13 protein-coding genes and 1 pseudogene are annotated in these 17,619 nt (G+C 26.9%); 10 read left to right on the forward strand and 4 right to left on the reverse strand.

Annotation, left to right across the window (positions count from 1 at the left end):
- Nucleotides 1–4 precede the first annotated feature (4 nt).
- Both accA and tilS read left to right on the forward strand, forming a co-directional pair.
- Nucleotides 5–964, forward strand: a complete 960-nt coding sequence (accA, locus tag Bfest607_RS01455) for an acetyl-CoA carboxylase carboxyl transferase subunit alpha (protein WP_500838535.1) — start codon at nt 5–7, stop codon at nt 962–964.
- 93 nt (nt 965–1,057) lie between these two features.
- Nucleotides 1,058–2,671, forward strand: a complete 1,614-nt coding sequence (tilS, locus tag Bfest607_RS01460) for a tRNA lysidine(34) synthetase TilS (protein ID WP_500838536.1) — start codon at nt 1,058–1,060, stop codon at nt 2,669–2,671.
- A gap of 64 nt (nt 2,672–2,735) precedes the next feature.
- On the opposite strand, the gene Bfest607_RS01465 is transcribed toward tilS, so the two are convergent.
- Entirely contained in the window at nt 2,736–4,502 is a 1,767-nt protein-coding gene (locus Bfest607_RS01465; RefSeq protein ID WP_500838537.1) for a proline--tRNA ligase, read from the reverse strand.
- Nucleotides 4,503–4,695: 193 nt separating this feature from the next.
- Between Bfest607_RS01465 and gmhB the strand changes: the two are divergent.
- Nucleotides 4,696–5,273: pseudogene (gene gmhB / locus Bfest607_RS01470) on the forward strand (D-glycero-beta-D-manno-heptose 1,7-bisphosphate 7-phosphatase).
- A 183-nt stretch (nt 5,274–5,456) separates the two neighbouring features.
- Here the strand turns inward: gmhB and accC are convergent.
- From accC to aroQ, 3 genes are read right to left on the reverse strand one after another with little or no spacing between them, the layout of a single operon-like run.
- Nucleotides 5,457–6,821, reverse strand: coding sequence for an acetyl-CoA carboxylase biotin carboxylase subunit (gene accC / locus Bfest607_RS01475; protein ID WP_500838538.1), 1,365 nt, complete (start codon nt 6,819–6,821; stop codon nt 5,457–5,459).
- A 16-nt stretch (nt 6,822–6,837) separates the two neighbouring features.
- On the reverse strand, nt 6,838–7,293 hold the full coding sequence (gene accB / locus Bfest607_RS01480; RefSeq protein ID WP_500838539.1) for an acetyl-CoA carboxylase biotin carboxyl carrier protein: 456 nt from the start codon (nt 7,291–7,293) through the stop codon (nt 6,838–6,840).
- 35 nt (nt 7,294–7,328) lie between these two features.
- Nucleotides 7,329–7,769, reverse strand: coding sequence for a type II 3-dehydroquinate dehydratase (gene aroQ / locus Bfest607_RS01485; protein ID WP_500838540.1), 441 nt, complete (start codon nt 7,767–7,769; stop codon nt 7,329–7,331).
- Between the two features lie 360 nt (nt 7,770–8,129).
- Here aroQ and Bfest607_RS01490 point away from each other — a divergent pair, with 360 nt between their 5' ends.
- The 7 genes from Bfest607_RS01490 (at nt 8,130) to apt (ending at nt 17,592) form a co-directional block, all read left to right on the forward strand.
- The gene (locus tag Bfest607_RS01490; protein ID WP_500838541.1) at nt 8,130–9,173 is read left to right on the forward strand and encodes a rod shape-determining protein; all 1,044 of its coding nucleotides are present in this window, start codon (nt 8,130–8,132) and stop codon (nt 9,171–9,173) included.
- Nucleotides 9,174–9,268: 95 nt separating this feature from the next.
- Nucleotides 9,269–10,108: a rod shape-determining protein MreC gene (gene mreC, locus Bfest607_RS01495; protein WP_500838542.1), complete on the forward strand. Its 840-nt coding sequence runs from the start codon at nt 9,269–9,271 to the stop codon at nt 10,106–10,108.
- A gap of 59 nt (nt 10,109–10,167) precedes the next feature.
- Entirely contained in the window at nt 10,168–10,650 is a 483-nt protein-coding gene (gene mreD / locus Bfest607_RS01500) for a rod shape-determining protein MreD (RefSeq protein ID WP_500838543.1), read from the forward strand.
- A 273-nt stretch (nt 10,651–10,923) separates the two neighbouring features.
- Nucleotides 10,924–12,405 (forward strand): metalloprotease TldD, encoded by a 1,482-nt coding sequence (gene tldD, locus Bfest607_RS01505; protein ID WP_500838544.1) that lies wholly within the window; start codon nt 10,924–10,926, stop codon nt 12,403–12,405.
- A 160-nt stretch (nt 12,406–12,565) separates the two neighbouring features.
- Nucleotides 12,566–13,906, forward strand: a complete 1,341-nt coding sequence (pmbA, locus tag Bfest607_RS01510; protein ID WP_500838545.1) for a metalloprotease PmbA — start codon at nt 12,566–12,568, stop codon at nt 13,904–13,906.
- 360 nt (nt 13,907–14,266) lie between these two features.
- Entirely contained in the window at nt 14,267–16,594 is a 2,328-nt protein-coding gene (gene lon, locus Bfest607_RS01515) for an endopeptidase La (protein WP_500838546.1), read from the forward strand.
- Nucleotides 16,595–17,040: 446 nt separating this feature from the next.
- Nucleotides 17,041–17,592, forward strand: a complete 552-nt coding sequence (gene apt, locus Bfest607_RS01520; protein WP_500838547.1) for an adenine phosphoribosyltransferase — start codon at nt 17,041–17,043, stop codon at nt 17,590–17,592.
- Nucleotides 17,593–17,619: the final 27 nt, after the last annotated feature.

Genomic DNA, 17,619 nt, shown 5'->3' on the forward strand with positions numbered 1-17,619 from the left:
TTTTATGGATTTAAATTTTCTTGATTTTGAGAAACCAATTTTAGATATAGAATCTAAAATTAGCTCTTTAAATAAATTAGTGTATCAAGATGAAAAATTACCAGACAGTATTTATAAAGAAATAAATAATCTTAAGAAAAATCATGCAGAAACAATACAAAAAATTTTTTCTAATTTAAATTCATGGCAAATTACACAATTAGCTCGACATCCATATCGACCACATACTTTAGATTATATAGAATATATTTTTGATGATTTTGATGAGTTATCTGGAGATCGGGTGTATGGAGACGATAAAGCTATTGTTGGAGGAATAGCAAGATTGGAATCTAGACCGGTTATGATTATTGGACATCAGAAAGGTCGGAGTATTCAAGATAAAATTAAGCGTAATTTTGGAATGCCTGCTCCAGAAGGATATCGAAAGGCGTTACGGTTGATGAAATTGGCAGAAAGATTTAATATGCCGTTAATTACTTTTATAGATACACCAGGAGCTTATCCTGGAATAGGAGCTGAAAAAAGAGGTCAATCTATGGCTATTGCTAAAAATTTATGCATTATGGGTACATTAAAAATACCTATTATTTGCACTGTTATTGGGGAAGGAGGATCAGGAGGAGCTTTAGCTATTAGCATAGGAGACAAAATTAATATGTTAGAATATAGTATATATTCTGTGATTTCCCCAGAAGGTTGTGCATCTATCTTATGGAAAAATTCTAAAAAAGCTCCTATTGCTGCAGAAGCAATGGGCATTACTTCTTATAAATTAAAAAAATTAAAACTTATTGATAATGTTATTTCTGAGCCATTAGGAGGAGCTCATCGAGACGTATTAACTATATCTTTGTCTGTGAAAAAACAATTATTATTAGATTTAGTTGAATTAGATTCTTTAAAAGGGAAGAAACTTTTGAGCAAAAGGTACCAAAAATTGATGAATTTTGGATATTATTAACATAATTTTTTATTTTACTAATGTTAATTAAGAAATTCATGAAATATAGTTTCAGACGAACTATGTAATAATTTTTTGTTTATAAAAATATTAATGAATATTGATACTTTAATTTCAACAATTAATCTTTCGTTAAAAGATAAGTATTTATATAATCAAGTGGCTTGTTGTATTTTTAAATATCATCATTTATTGTTATCTTATAGTGGAGGATTAGATTCTACAGTACTTTTAGACATATTAACAACTTTATCAAAAAATGCTCAAATATGGATGAAATCAATAAAATTTCCACTATTTCTACGAGCTGTGTATGTGCATCATGGATTAAGCGATAAAGCTGATGATTGGGCTAATCATTGTGATTATCAATGTAAAATTCGTGGCATACCTTTTGATGTCCTTTATATTCAATGTTATGATTTACACAAGAACAAATTCAGTAATGTTGAATCATTAGCACGAAAATTTCGTTATCAAGCATTATGCAATTATTTAAATACAAATACAAAAGAGATATTATTAACTGCTCATCATATGGATGATCAATTAGAAACTGTATTATTAGCCTTAAAAAGAGGTAGTGGTCCTTCTGGATTATCTGGCATAGGAAAAGATATTTATTTAAAAAACAAAAATAGTAATTATAAATATAAATTATTGCGTCCTTTATTAGGATGTTCTCGAATACAATTGGAAGAATATGCCTATAGAAGAAAATTAGTATGGATTAATGATGATACAAATACAAATACTCGTTTTGATCGTAATTTTTTACGTATAAAAATTATACCATTATTGAAAAAACGATGGCCTTCTTTAAATAAAGTAGTAACTCGTACTGCTCAATTATGTAAAGATCAAGAAAATCTATTACATGAATTATTATTAGAATCTTTAAATAAATTAATAGATATAGATGGTTCATTATTTTTTTTACCCTTATTAAAATATAGTCAACCGAAAAGACAGGCATTATTACGTTATTGGTTAAGTAATTTTTACATAAATATGCCATCTTATCGATTATTAAATTGTATTTGGACTGAAGTTGCATTAAGTAATGCAGATGCTAAACCTATATTACATTTAGGAAAAAAACATATATGTAGTCGTTTTAGAAAAAAATTATATATTTTACCTGTTGATATGCAATTTCCTATAAATATACCTAAATTAACTTGGAATCCATCAAATAAAATTATGATGTTACCTTGTAATTTAGGATTATTAGTATTTCATCAATTTTGTATAAAAAAATTATATTTTTATCAAAAAAAAATAAATTTAAATAATAGTTTAGATATATCATCTAATTTTTTATTAAATAATTTTAAAAAAAATACCAAAATTTTAACAAATTGTTTTATACGCGCTCCAAAAATTGATGAAAAAGTATTCATTAGATTCGGTAATATTTCTGGATTATTATATATTGTTAATAGAAATCGAGGAAGATTATTAAAAAAAATTTGGCAAGAATACAACATACCCCCATGGTTACGTAGTCGTATACCATTATTATTTTATGGTGATATTTTAATATCTGCAATAGGTATATTTATTACACAGGATGGAAGTATAGAAAAATTTGAAAGTAAGACTAAAGAAGATGACAGTACAATTATCGTACAACAAGTAATTTGGATACAAGATAATTTAAGATATAATTTTTTCAAGAATATTATTTGTAGTACTTTAAGGTAAAATGTATAATTAGATTTTAATATTATTTAAATTAGTTAAATAAATATTTATGTATGTATATATGTTAATTATGTAATAATTTTTTTGTTAAAAATTGTATTACCATATTAATTTTAATTTTTATTGTTATTCTAGTTTTTCGATGTTTATATTCTATTTCTTTATTCTTTAAATTATTATCACTAATAATAAGAACATGAGGTATTCCAATTAAATCTATATCAGCAAACATAACTCCAGGAGTTTCTTGACGATCATACACAAATACATCAGATCCTATTATAGATAAAAATTGAGCATATAATTTTTCGGTAGTGTTTTTTACATTTATGGAGCGATACATATTAATCGGTATAATGGCCAATTTAAAAGGAGCAATTGAATCAGGCCAAATGATCCCATATTGATCATAGCTTTGTTCAATAATTGCTGGAATAATACGAGTAATCCCGATTCCATAACAGCCCATTGTGATGTCAAGATTATATTTTTTATGTTTTTGAATACAATTATGTATATTTCTAGAATATTTATTTCCCAATTGAAAAATATGTCCTATTTCTATCTTATTTTGAATATATGATTCATCTTTTTTTATTTTAATATAATTACTATATTGAAATTTATATAAATCTGCTATTTTAGGCAATGGTAAATTTCGATTCCAATTTACTCCGAAAAAATATTTTCCATCAATATTAGATTTAATAATAAAATCATTCATAATCGCTACATTATAATCTATAATTAAAGGTATAGATAAGTTGATAAAATTTAACAAAATTGGTTTTACTTTGATAATTTTTTCGATTTCTTGTGTATCTAAAATAGATATTGGAAAAAGAATTTCTGGAATCATCGAAAGTTTTGAACTATCTAATTGATGATCGGATCGGATTACTAATCCCAAAAAATTATATAAATTATTTCTATAGTGTTTGCTGGATTTAACGATAATTATTTTTATAGTTTTATTAGTAAGTAATTGAAATTGATTTGGAAATTTTGAAATTGATGAAACAACATTATTTTGTAGAGACATTTTTATTGATTTTATTATTTCATTAGGAAATTTTGTTGTTAATTGTATGTTATTAAATAATATATTGTTATATTTTAATAAATTATTTGATTGATTATGATGTGATATTATAGAAATTTGATTCATGTTACCATTATTATGATTAGAAAAATATGATTGAAATTCGTGTGATAATGTACCTCCCGTATTTCCAGTATCAGCTTGATTAACATGAAAACTTAAGCCAACACGATTAAAAATGGTATGATATTGGTCATATATTTTGTCATATGTATCTTGTAAGGATTGATGATTGATATGGAAAGAATAGGCATCTTTCATAATAAATTCTTTAGCTCGTATAGTTCCAAAACTTGGACGAATTTCATCTCTATATTTAGTATGTATCTGGTATACTTTTATAGGAAATTGTTTATAGGATGTAATTTCTTTGCAAATAAGATCAGAAACAATTTCTTCATGGGTTGGTCCTAGCACAAATTCTTGATTAATACGATTTTTAAAACGCAATAATTCTGGTCCATATTCTACCCAACGTCCACTTTGTTTCCATAATTTTGCTGGTTGAGTCATAGGCATTAATATTTCAATGAAACCAATATTATTCATTGCATCTCGAACAATATTTTCTACTTTTCTTAATACACGTAATCCAATAGGAAGCCATGTATATAATCCAGATGATATTTGACGAATCATTCCAGATCTTAACATTAATTGATGACTAATTGTTTCGCAACTTTTAGGTTTTTCTTTAAGAGTAGTTAATAAGTATTGAGTAGCTCGCATTAATTATAACCTAAATAAAATAGATATTCTATTAATAGAACAATGTTAATATTTATTTTTTTATGTAATTATTTTATTATAGATACTTTAAAATATCATTATAATATTTTATTTTAATTTATGTTATTATTTTAATTAATAATATATTTAAAATTAATATTCAATCCTTTTACTTATAAAAGTGATAATAGTTATGCACATTAAAAATGCTATATTTTTGGATCGAGATGGAACCATGAATATTAATAGCAATTATGTTTATAAAATAAATAATTTTTTTTTATTGATAATGTGATAAAAACATTATTAGAATTACAAGATATGGGTTTTATTTTAATTATAGTTACTAATCAATCTGGAATTGCTCGAGGTTTTTTTACTGAAGAGCAGTTTTTATATTTAACTAAATGGATGGTTTATTATTTAAAATTGTATTCTGTGCGTATTGATGCAATTTATTATTGTCCTCATCATATACAAGGAAAAATTAAAAAATTTAAACGATCTTGCTTTTGTCGAAAACCTAACCCAGGTATGTTAATAAGTGCAGGAAGATATTTTCATGTTAATATGAGTCAATCCTATATAATAGGAGATTCAAAATATGATATGTTAGCAGGAACATTAGCACGAGTAGGTACAAAAGTGTTAATTAGAAATAAAAATAATAATAAAATAACAACAGAATTATCATTAATTACAGATTATGTAGTTGAAAGTTTAGAATATTTACCAAGTATTATAAAAAATAATAGAAAAAATTTTGTATAAGTTTTATAAGATTTCAATAAATATGCTTTGTGTCCTTAAAATAAGTAAATGATACTTATTATTATAAAATAATCATGATCATTTTAAAAATAAAAAGTTAATTAATATATTTTATGTTATGATTTATGTTATGCTTGATTTTGTTGATATAAGACGATTAGCTATTAAATCATTTTAATATTTTCAGTTGTGGTTATGGGTGTTAATTTTTTTTTCTAAGTAATGAATACTAATATCTTCACCTCTTATAAAAGATTCATCAGTTATAACTTTTAAATGTAATTCAATATTAGTTTTAATCCCTTCAATAATTAGTTCTAATAAAGCATTTTTCATACGAATTATAGCAATTTCTCGTGTTTTTCCAAAAGAAATTAATTTTCCTATCATTGAATCATAATAGGATGAAACTAAGTATCCAGAATAGATATGTGATTCCCAACGTACTCCTAATCCACCAGGAGGATGAAATCGGGTAATTTGTCCTGAACTAGGAGTATAGGTATAAGGATCTTCTGCATTAATACGGCATTCTATAGAATGTCCTATAGTATTGATTTCATTTTGCTTAATGCATAAGGGATATCCAGAAGCGATTGTTAATTGATTCTGGATTAAATCAATACCAGTAATCATTTCAGTAATTGGATGTTCTACTTGAATACGTGTGTTCATTTCAATAAAATAAAAATTACCATTTTCATATAGGAATTCAAATGTACCTACGCCTCTATATCCAATTTCTCGACATACTTGCGTACATCGTTCTCCTATAAACATTCTCATTTCTGGAGAAATATTTAATGCTGGAGTTTCCTCAATTATTTTTTGATGTCTTCTTTGTATAGAACAATCTCGTTCTGCTAAATAAATAGCATTTCCTTTTCCATCAGATAAAATTTGTATTTCTATATGTCTTGGATTCTCTAAATATTTCTCTATATAAATAGTATCGTTATTAAATATTTTTTTGGATTCTATTTTTACCATTTTTATTGCATTTTGTAAATCTGATTTTTTTTTAACAATACACATTCCTAATCCTCCAGCTCCATATGCTGATTTAATAATAACCGGATAATTAATATTTATATTGTTAACATCAATATAAGAGATTTGATTTATTTTTTCATTTACTTTATAGTTTTGTCCTGGAACAGATTTAATTCCTACTTTTTTCATAATAGAAATAGCCGAAATTTTATTGCTCATAAGCCGAATAGTTTCCGGGCTAGGACCTATAAAAATAAATCCAGAACGCTCAACTTGTTCTGCAAAATCTGCATTTTCTGATAGAAATCCATAACCAGGATGTATTCCTGTAGATCCTGTTATTTCTGCTGCAGAAATAATAGCGGGAATGTTTAAGTAACTATCAGTTATAGAAGGTAGTCCTATACAAACCGTTTCATCAGATAAAAGAACATGTTTTAAATCTCTATCTATAGTAGAATGTACAGCTACTGTTTTAATTTTTAATTCTTTACAAGAACGTAAAATACGTAATGCTATTTCTCCTCTATTTGCAATAACAACTTTTTTTAACATATATTTCGTTATGTCCCTATGTTATTTTTAATATTAATAAAGGTTCTTCAAATTCTACTGGTTTTCCATCATCTACCAAAATAGTTTGTATTATACCTGATTTTTCGGATTGGATTTGATTCATGACTTTCATGGCTTCAATAATACATAATGTATCTCCTATTTCAACTGATTGTCCAGTAAGTACGAATGGTTTATCATGTGGAGTAGATGCTCTATAAAATATACCCACCATAGGGGATCGTACTATATATGTATCAATTGTATTTAAGAATTCAGGGTAATTTTGTTTTTTTATCGTGTTAGACAAAATCTCTGTTTTTTTTGTAGTGGGAATGAAATCAGATTTTGAAGATATTTTATATTCAGATCGAATGATGCGTATTGTTTTTTTTCCTTCAGTGATTTCTAGTTTAGAAATATTAGATGATTCTACTAATTCTATTAATTTTTTTATTTTTCGAATATCCATGATGATAAACTTACCCATTTAATATATTTGCTTGATTATCGATTAGATAAATATTGATGTGCCATATGTAAAGAAAATTGATATCCTGATTCTCCAAAACCACAAACAACTCCAATTGCAATATCAGATAAATAAGAATGTTGTCTAAATTTTTCTCTTTTATATATATTAGAGAGATGAATTTCAATAAAAGCGATATTTACAGATAATAATGCATCTCTTAATGCTATACTAGTATGAGTAAAAGCAGCTGGATTAATAATGATAAAATCTATATTTTTATAATTATCATGTATACAATCAATTAATTTATGTTCTGCATTAGATTGAAAATGATTTAGTTCTACCCCTAAAGAACGAGCAGTTTTATTTAAATTTGACACAATTTTAGATAAACTGCTATATCCATACACGCTTGGTTCTCGTATTCCTAATAAATTTAAATTAGGACCATTTATTAATAGTAATTTAAACATAGTATCTAAATTAAATATTTTATAAATTTTAAACTGAAGTATGGTAACATAAAATTGATATGAAAGAAATATATGTATATATATTTTTATATATGCTTTAGTAAATTGGCTTTTTAATGTAAAATAATTAGTGTAGTATATAAAAATATTAGTATTTGATAAATATATGTTTATAATATACTTTTATTTATACAAAACAAAAAGTATAAGTAAGTAAATAAAAAATGAATTTTTATATTAAATATATAAAACTTTTTGTAGTGGCAAGTAATGGGTACATATAAATCAAAATATTTAATATAAGAATTGTTTTATTATTGTTTAATTTTATTAATGTCGACGATAATTTTTAATATAGATATGTTTAAAAAATTTAGAGGTATTTTTTCAAGTGATCTATCTATTGATTTAGGGACAGCAAACACTCTGATTTATTTAAAGGGACAAGGAATTGTTTTAAATGAACCTTCTGTTGTAGCTATTCGTCAAGATCGTGGAGGGATTCCAAAAAGTGTAGCAGCTGTTGGTTATGCAGCAAAACAAATGTTGGGGCGTACTCCAGGAAATATAGTCGCTATAAGACCTATGAAAGATGGAGTAATTGCTGATTTTTTTGTTACTGAAAAAATGTTGCAACATTTCATCAAAAAAGTTCATAGTAACAGTTTTATGCGGCCTAGCCCAAGAGTATTGGTATGTGTCCCAGTTGGTGCAACCCAAGTTGAACGTAGAGCTATTCGTGAATCTGCACAAGGAGCAGGGGCTCGTGAAGTTTTTTTAATAGAAGAACCTATGGCAGCAGCTATAGGAGCTGGCCTTCCAGTGTCTGAAGCTACTGGATCTATGGTAGTAGATATTGGAGGAGGTACTACTGAAGTTGCTGTAATTTCATTAAATGGAGTTGTATATTCATCTTCTGTAAGAATTGGTGGAGATCGTTTTGATGAATCAATAATTAGTTATGTGCGTCGTCATTATGGATCTTTAATTGGAGAAGTAACTTCAGAAAGAATAAAACATACTATAGGATCTGCTTATTTAGATGAGGAACGTCGAGAAATAGAAGTACGTGGACGAAATTTGGCAGAAGGTATACCAAAAAGCTTTACATTAAATAATCATGAAATTTTAGAAGCATTACAGGAACCGTTAACTGGTATTGTTAGTGCTGTTATGGCTGCGTTAGAACAATGTCCTCCAGAATTGGCTTCTGATATTTCTGAATATGGAATGGTATTAACTGGAGGAGGAGCATTATTAAAAAATATTGATCGATTATTACTTAAAGAAACTAGTATTCCTGTAGTTATAGCAGAAGATCCTTTAACTTGTGTTGCTCGTGGAGGAGGTAAAGCGCTAGATATGATAGATCTTCATGGCAGAGATTTGTTAAGTGAAGAGTAAAAAATTATTAAATAATTTTATTTAGTTATAATATTTATAATGTTATATATATGCGTATATAAATTTGAATTAATAGAAATTATATCATTATAGGTATGGATGTTGTGTTTTATAGTAAAATTGTTAAGAAGATTCCGTATTTAGAATTACGTTTGGTAATAGCAATATTAATATCAGTTACAATGGTAATTACTGATAATAAATTTAATGTTTTTTTATCATTTAGAAATTATATAACAAATTATATTTATTTATTTTATTATTTATGTGACAAACCAAATTATGTGTTGCATTTTATAATAAAAGCATTAGCCGGATATAAAGAATTAATTGTAGAAAATGATAAATTAAGAAAAGAATTGTTCCTAAAAAACAGTGAATTATTACTGATGGATTGGTACAAACGAGAAAATTGCAAATTGCATGCATTACTTAATTCTCCTGTGTATCAAGAAAAACGTAAATTGATTACTAAAATAATTTTTTTAAATGCAGAGCCTAATAATACGCAAGCAATAATTAATCAAGGAGTCAACAAAAATATATATATTGGTCAACCTGTTATTTCTGATTTAGGAGTAATAGGACAAGTAATTTCAGTGAATACTACTAGTAGTCGAGTTTTATTAATTTTTGATCCTAAGCATGCTCTATCTGTGCGATTAAAACGTCATAATAGCAATAATGTTCATATGATATTAATGGGCCATGGACCTCATTCTGATTTATATGCAGAGTATTCCGGGAATTCTGATGATATATGCATTGGTGATGTGTTGATTACATCTGGATTAGATGGTTGTTTTCCAGAAGGGTGTCCTGTGGCACGAGTTTCTAATATAAAATTTGATTTGGAACAAGATTGCATTGTTATTCGAGCTAAACCTATAGTTGATTTTCAACATTTACGTTATGCTATGTTATTCTGGGAATAATTATTATTATGAATCTTTATAATAAAATTTGATAAATTTTATTTAATTACACATGTTTAATGAATAGTTTTTATTTATATAAATATAAAATATGGAGGATTTATTGTTCTTTTATTATTGCAATAATGCTGCAATGTATAATGTTGTTTATGACAACATGGAGCTTTCAACCTACTTGGGTTATGATGCTATTAATTTATTGGATTATCATATTTCCAAATAAACTGAATATAGGTACTGGGTTTATATTAGGAATATTAACAGACTGTATATTTTTTTATACTATAGGAATACATGCCTTATCCTTTAGCATAATTAGTTATTTGGTTGTACGAAAAGCATACATATTACGTCATATGTCTGTGTGGCAACAATCTGTTTTAGTGTTATTTTTTTCTTTAATAAATCAAAGCATTAAATTTCTAATAAAATTTTTAATTATTAAAATTTCGTATTCTCCAGAAATTTTTTGGAGTTGTATTTTAGATTGTATAACATGGCCAATTATAGTATTTTTAATGCGTAAAATATATCGTTTTTAAGTAAAAATTAGAAATAATTATTATACTAAAAATTAAATATATATTAGTAGTGTATTTACATAATGTATTGTTGTTTTAAATTAAATAAAATATTATGATATTTAATATTATAGCAATTAGATTATTAGAGTTTGTAAATATAATTAACTGGTTTTACGGAAAATTAGTTGTATTATTTATCATTATACACTATTATAACGTATATATTATGCTAAAACTACATTTTATAAAACATTGTTGTGATGCTGTTTATTCAAATGAAATAGAGGTATTATGAGTAGTATAGAATTTGTTAATCAACAAATTTTAATTCCTAATAAATTAAAGATTGATGATCTTTTGTGTTTATTAAGAATGACAGATGGTATTAGTATAGATTATTCGGATTTATATTTTCAATTATGTTTTCGTGAAAATTGGATTTTAGAAGATAAAATCATTAAATCTGGATCTTATAATATAACTCAAGGAGTTGGAATACGTGTAGTAATAGGAGAGAAAACAGGATTTTCTTATACTAATAAATTAACTTTAGATTCTTTAAAATGTAGTATGCGTGATGCTATCGATATTACAAATTCTCATAATTATAGAAATTTAGTAGTTTGTAATAATCAGCGAACAGGATCATTTTCTTCTAATACAAAAGAAAAGAGAAAGACTTATTTAAATATAAATCCATTATCTAATATGTCTAATGAGGAAAAAATTGATTTATTAATGAGGGTAGATAGAATTGCTCGAAGTGAACATTCCTATGTTAAAGCAGTACAAGCAAATTTGTCAGGAACATATGAGCAGGTTTTGATTATTGCTACTGATGGAACTTTAAATGCAGATATACGACCATTAATTCGATTGTCTATATTGGTTCAAGTAGAGAATAATGGAAGAATAGAACAAGGTTATAGTGGAGGAGGTGGAAGAAGTGGATATGATTATTTTTTAAAAAATATCATTCAAGGAGAGGCTTGTATTGATTATTGGACTAAAAATGCTGTTAAAATGGGTTTAATGAATCTTCAATCTATCCCAGCTCCTGCTGGGACTATGTCAGTAGTATTAGGTCCAGGATGGCCAGGGATATTGATACATGAGGCAGTGGGACATGGACTAGAGGCGGATTTCAATAGAAAAGGAAGTTCTGTATTTTCTCAGAAAATTGGCAAAAAGGTAGCTTCTGAATTGTGTACTATAGTAGATGATGCTACTTTTAAATTATCTAGAGGATCGTTAGTAGTTGATGATGAAGGGGTACCTGGTCAGTATAATGTTTTAATTAAAGATGGCGTATTGCAAGGATATATGCAAGATAAGTTAAATGCTAAATTTATGGAAGTATGTTCTACAGGGAATGGGAGAAGAGAATCTTATGCAACTTTACCTATGCCACGTATGACTAATACTTATATGCTTCCTGGTAAATCAACACCGGAGGAAATTATTAGTAGTATTGATTATGGGGTGTATGCTACAAATTTTGGAGGAGGACAGGTAGATATCACTTCAGGGAAATTTGTTTTTTCTACTTCTGAGGCTTTTTTAATAGAAAAAGGTCGAATTGGTAATCCTATAAAAGGTGCTACTTTAATTGGATCAGGAATTGAAATAATGAAAAATATTTCTATGATAGGTAATGATTTATCTATGGATTCGGGTATAGGCATATGCATAAAAAATGGACAACATATCCCTGTTAGTGTAGGTCAGCCTACTATAAAATTAAATAAGATTACTATAGGGGGGACAATTTAGTTTTTAGATCCCTTTTTTAATTGTTCGATTTTTTATTTAACATAACAGTGCTATCGTTATCGACAAAAGTAAAAATTTCGTTTATCTTAAGTTTGGTAAGTTTTTTATTTTGTATATGATAGTTTTTTGTAGTTTATTTTTGTAGTTATGAGAGGTCGATATGGATTTGATGAATGATATAGAACAAAATGATTGTTTTTTAAAAAAAATAGCTAATCGAGCTCTGCAATTAACAAGTCAATGCTCTGAAGAATCAGAAGTGTCTATAGTTAAAACTACTGGAATTAATGTAAGTACTCGTTATGGAGAAGTTGAGAACATAGAATTTGATAATAATGAAATATTAAAAATTACTGTATTTTTAAAACATAAAAAAGGAACTGTCTTTTCAAATGATTTGAATGATCAATCTATAATAAATTTAGTTGATTCTGCAGTTAATATTGCACGTTATGCTTCTGTAGATTTGTATTCTAAGATTCCAGATAAAGAATTATTAGCATTTTATCCTAAAGATTTAGATTTATGTCATCCAATTACTTTTGATATTAAATCAAATATTCAGCTTGCGTCTAGAGCAGAAAAAACAGCTTTAAAATATGATCGACGCATCGTTTGTACAGAAGGAGGTAAATTTAGTAATCATATCACTACCGTAGTTTGTGGTAATAGTCATGGTATGTTAAGTAGTTATAGTAGTAGTCAATATTTTTTATCTTGTAATGTAATTGCTGAAAGCAATGGGGCTATGGAACAAGAGTATGTATACACATTGAGTAGAGTTTTTGAAAAATTACATTCACCAGAATGGGTTGGAGAAGAATGTGCTCGACGGGTATTAACTCGTTTGAATTCAAAAAAAATAAACACAACAGAATCTTCAGTTTTATTTGTTTCAGAAGTAGCTATAAGTTTATTTAAACATTTTGCTGATGCTATTAATGGTAATAACCTTTATAAGAAATCAACTTTTTTATTAAATGATTTAGGAAAAAAGATTTTTCCTGATTGGTTTTTTATTAAAGAAATTCCTCATGTTACTCAAGAATTAGGTTCTGCACCGTTCGATGATGAAGGGGTACAAACATTAAATAAATTGATTGTGAAAAATGGCATTTTAAATAGTTGGTTATTGAACACTTATTCTGCACATAAACTTGGATTAAAAAGTACTGGAAATTCTGGAGGAATATATAATTGGTATGTTATTTGTCAAAATATCACTTTTACAGAACTAATAAAAAACATGAACTGTGGATTAATTGTGACTAATATTATGGGACAGGGAGTAAATATAGTTACTGGAGATTATTCGAGAGGTGTTTCTGGTTTTTGGGTAGATCAAGGTGAAATTCAATATCCAGTACATGAGGTTACTATTTCCGGTAATTTACGAGAAATGTTTGCAAATATTCATGCTGTTAGTAATGATATTGAAACTCGAAGTAGTATTCATTGCGGATCTGTATTAATTCATTCTATGAAAATAGCAGGAATTTAATTTAAATAGGGATTTAAAATCTTTTGAATTTATTGATTAAATACATATAGCAAATGTTTTGGAAATTCAATCAGTAAAAATCTAAAAATATTTTTACCATTTATATAATAATTAATTTAGAGAGAATAAAAAATTCTGCAAAATAAAACACATATCATCATATTATAATAATAAAACACATATCATCATATTATAATAATATGATGATATGTGTTTTATTTTGTTTTTAGTCTCAACTAAAAGTTGAATATAATTAATATGTCCCCATATGTTAAATATCTGATAATTAAACACAATGCAACTAAACAGTATTTGAATTTTTATAATTTGCTCGAGCAAATTAAGAAGGATAGCTGCTCTATGAATACTAAGCAATCTGCGCATATAGATATCCCCGTGTTACCATTGCGTGATGTGGTAGTTTATCCACATATGGTAATTCCTTTGTTTGTTGGTCGTGAAAAATCAATTAAGTGTCTGGAATATGCAATGAATGGAGATAAAAAGGTTATGTTGGTAGCTCAAAAAGAAGCGTCTAATGATGAACCTGGTATTAATGATCTTTTTTTAGTGGGGACAGTATCTATAATATTGCAGATGTTGAAATTGCCGGATGGAACAGTTAAGGTATTAATGGAGGGATTGATGAGAGCTCGTATCACTGAATTAGTAGATGTTGGTGATTATTTTAAAGCTAATGCAGATTATTTTGAAGTTACAGAACTAAATGAAAAAGAAAAAGAAGTATTAATAAGAGCTGTTATTCATCAATTTGAAGGGTATATTAAACTGAATAAAAAAATTCCTCCTGAAGTGTTAACGTCTTTAAACAATATTAATGATGCTGATCGTTTAGCAGATACTGTTGCCGCTCATATACCTCTAAAATTAAATGATAAGCAATCAATATTGGAAATGTCAAATATTACTGAACGTTTAGAGTATTTAATAGCGGTTATGGAATCTGAAATGGAATTATTACAAATAGAAAAACGTATTCGTAATCGAGTAAAAAAACAAATGGAAAAAAGTCAACGAGAATATTATTTGAATGAACAAATAAAAGCTATTCAAAAAGAATTAGGAGATATGGATAACATTATTGATGAAAATGAATCTATAAAAAGACGAATAGAATCATCTAAAATGCCTAAAGAAACTCGTAGTAAAATAGAATCAGAATTTCAGAAATTAAAAATGATGCCTCCTATGTCTTCAGAAGCAACAGTAGTTCGAGGATATATTGATTGGGTATTATCAGTTCCTTGGCATGCTAAAAGCAAAATGAAGAAAGATCTTGTAAAGGCGCAAGAAAGTTTGGATAAAGATCATTATGGATTAAAACGAGTTAAAGATCGTATATTAGAGTATTTAGCTGTGCAAAATAGAATAAATAAAATTAGAGGCCCGATTTTATGTTTAGTAGGCCCTCCAGGTGTTGGAAAAACATCTCTTGGAAAATCTATAGCTAAAGCTACAGGACGTAAGTATATACGTATGGCTTTAGGAGGAATGAGAGATGAAGCAGAAATTAGAGGACATAGAAGAACATATATTGGATCTATGCCTGGAAAATTAATACAAAAAATGTCAAAAGTTGGAGTGAAAAATCCTCTGTTTTTGTTAGATGAAATTGATAAAATGTCTTTTGATATGCGGGGGGATCCTGCATCTGCTTTATTAGAAGTATTAGATCCTGAACAAAATGTTGCTTTTAATGATCATTATTTGGAAGTAGATTATGATTTATCTGATGTTATGTTTGTAGCTACTTCTAATTCTATGAATATTCCTAGTCCTTTGTTAGATCGAATGGAAGTCATTAAATTATCTGGATATACTGAAGAAGAAAAATTTAATATAGCTCGTCAACATTTATTATCTAAACAAATAGAACGTAATGCTTTAAAACCGGGAGAATTAATAATTCAAGATAGTGCTTTAATTGGTATTATTCGTTATTATACTAGAGAAGCTGGAGTACGTAATTTAGAGAGAGAAATTGCTAAATTGTGTCGAAAAACAGTAAAAAATGTATTAATGAATAAACATATTACTTGTGTCACTATTGACGATAAAAATTTAAAAGATTTTTTAGGTATACAACGTTATGACTGCGTTCTAGCCGATCAAGAAAACAGAATAGGGCAAGCAACTGGATTAGCTTGGACTGAAGTTGGAGGGGATCTTTTAACTATTGAGACAGTTTGTGTCCCTGGAAAAGGAAAGTTAACTTATACTGGATCTTTAGGAGAGGTAATGCAGGAATCTATTCAAGCGGCTTTGACTGTAGTACGAGCTCGAGCAGATAAATTAGGAATTAATACAGATTTTTATGAAAAAAAAGATATTCATGTTCATGTTCCAGAAGGTGCTACTCCTAAAGACGGTCCTAGCGCTGGAATTGCCATGTGCACTGCCTTAGTATCTTGCTTAACCGGGAATTCTGTTAAATCGAGTGTAGCAATGACTGGAGAAATTACTTTAAGAGGTCAAGTTTTGCCAATTGGAGGTTTAAAAGAAAAATTATTAGCAGCACATAGAGGTGGGATTAAAACAGTTGTAATTCCTTATGAAAATAAGCGAGATTTGGAAGATATGCCTGCTGTTGTTGTAAATAATTTAAATATTTATCCAGTCAAACAGATAGATGAAGTATTAAAATTAGCTTTACAAAATTCTTTTTAAAACCTAATTGTTAAGAATAAGTCAATAATTACAACATTTTATTTATTATTTTGGAAATTTTAATAACGCTATAATGAATAAATATATTTTTTTATTTTTAAGTAATATTTTTATAATAAATGTTTAATTAATGAATTAATAAAATGAAACTTAATACAATTATATTTTGTGTTAGTAACATAGTGTTTTATAGATTAAAGTATATTAAATTATTTTATTTTTATAATTATATAAATTACTAAAATTGATCTCTTAATTATAAGAATGTTATAAATATTTTTAACAATTAATTGAGAAGCTTTATTATATAAATAAAACTATTAAAATATAAAAATAATACAATGATCTACTATATATTTATAAGAATACATATCTAAAAAATTTTTAAGTAATTTAATATAACAAATTCTGTTGTGTTTTATTATTTGCAATATTGGATAAAAGGTATGATAAGTATTAAAAATCAACAATTAATGTTAATTAAAAATAATATCAAATTTATTCCAAATTATCCAAAAAAAGGAATTGTATTTAGGGATATTAGTACATTACTTGAAAATCCTCATGCATATTCTACAAGCATTACTCTTTTAGCTCACCATTACAAGAATTATCAGTTAACTAAAGTAATAGGAGTAGAAGCTCGAGGTTTTTTATTTGGAGCACCTTTAGCTTTAATATTAAAATTAGGCTTTATTCCAGTACGTAAAGCAGGGAAACTACCACGTAATACTATCAATGAAAAATATATTTTAGAATATGGAACAGGGTGTTTAGAAATACATAAAGATTCTATTGTACCAGGAGATAAAGTTTTGATTGTAGATGATTTACTCGCTACTGGTGGTACAATTGAAGCAACTGTAAAATTAATTAGACGATTAGGAGGAGAAGTACACAATGCTGCATTTATAATAAATTTGGAATATTTAGGAGGTAAATTATTGTTAAAAAATATAGGAGTTAATTCTTATAGTTTAGTTGCATTTTCTGAATAAAAAAGATACTATTCTTTAATTTTTATA

This window comes from Candidatus Blochmannia festinatus (nom. nud.), assembly GCF_059936355.1.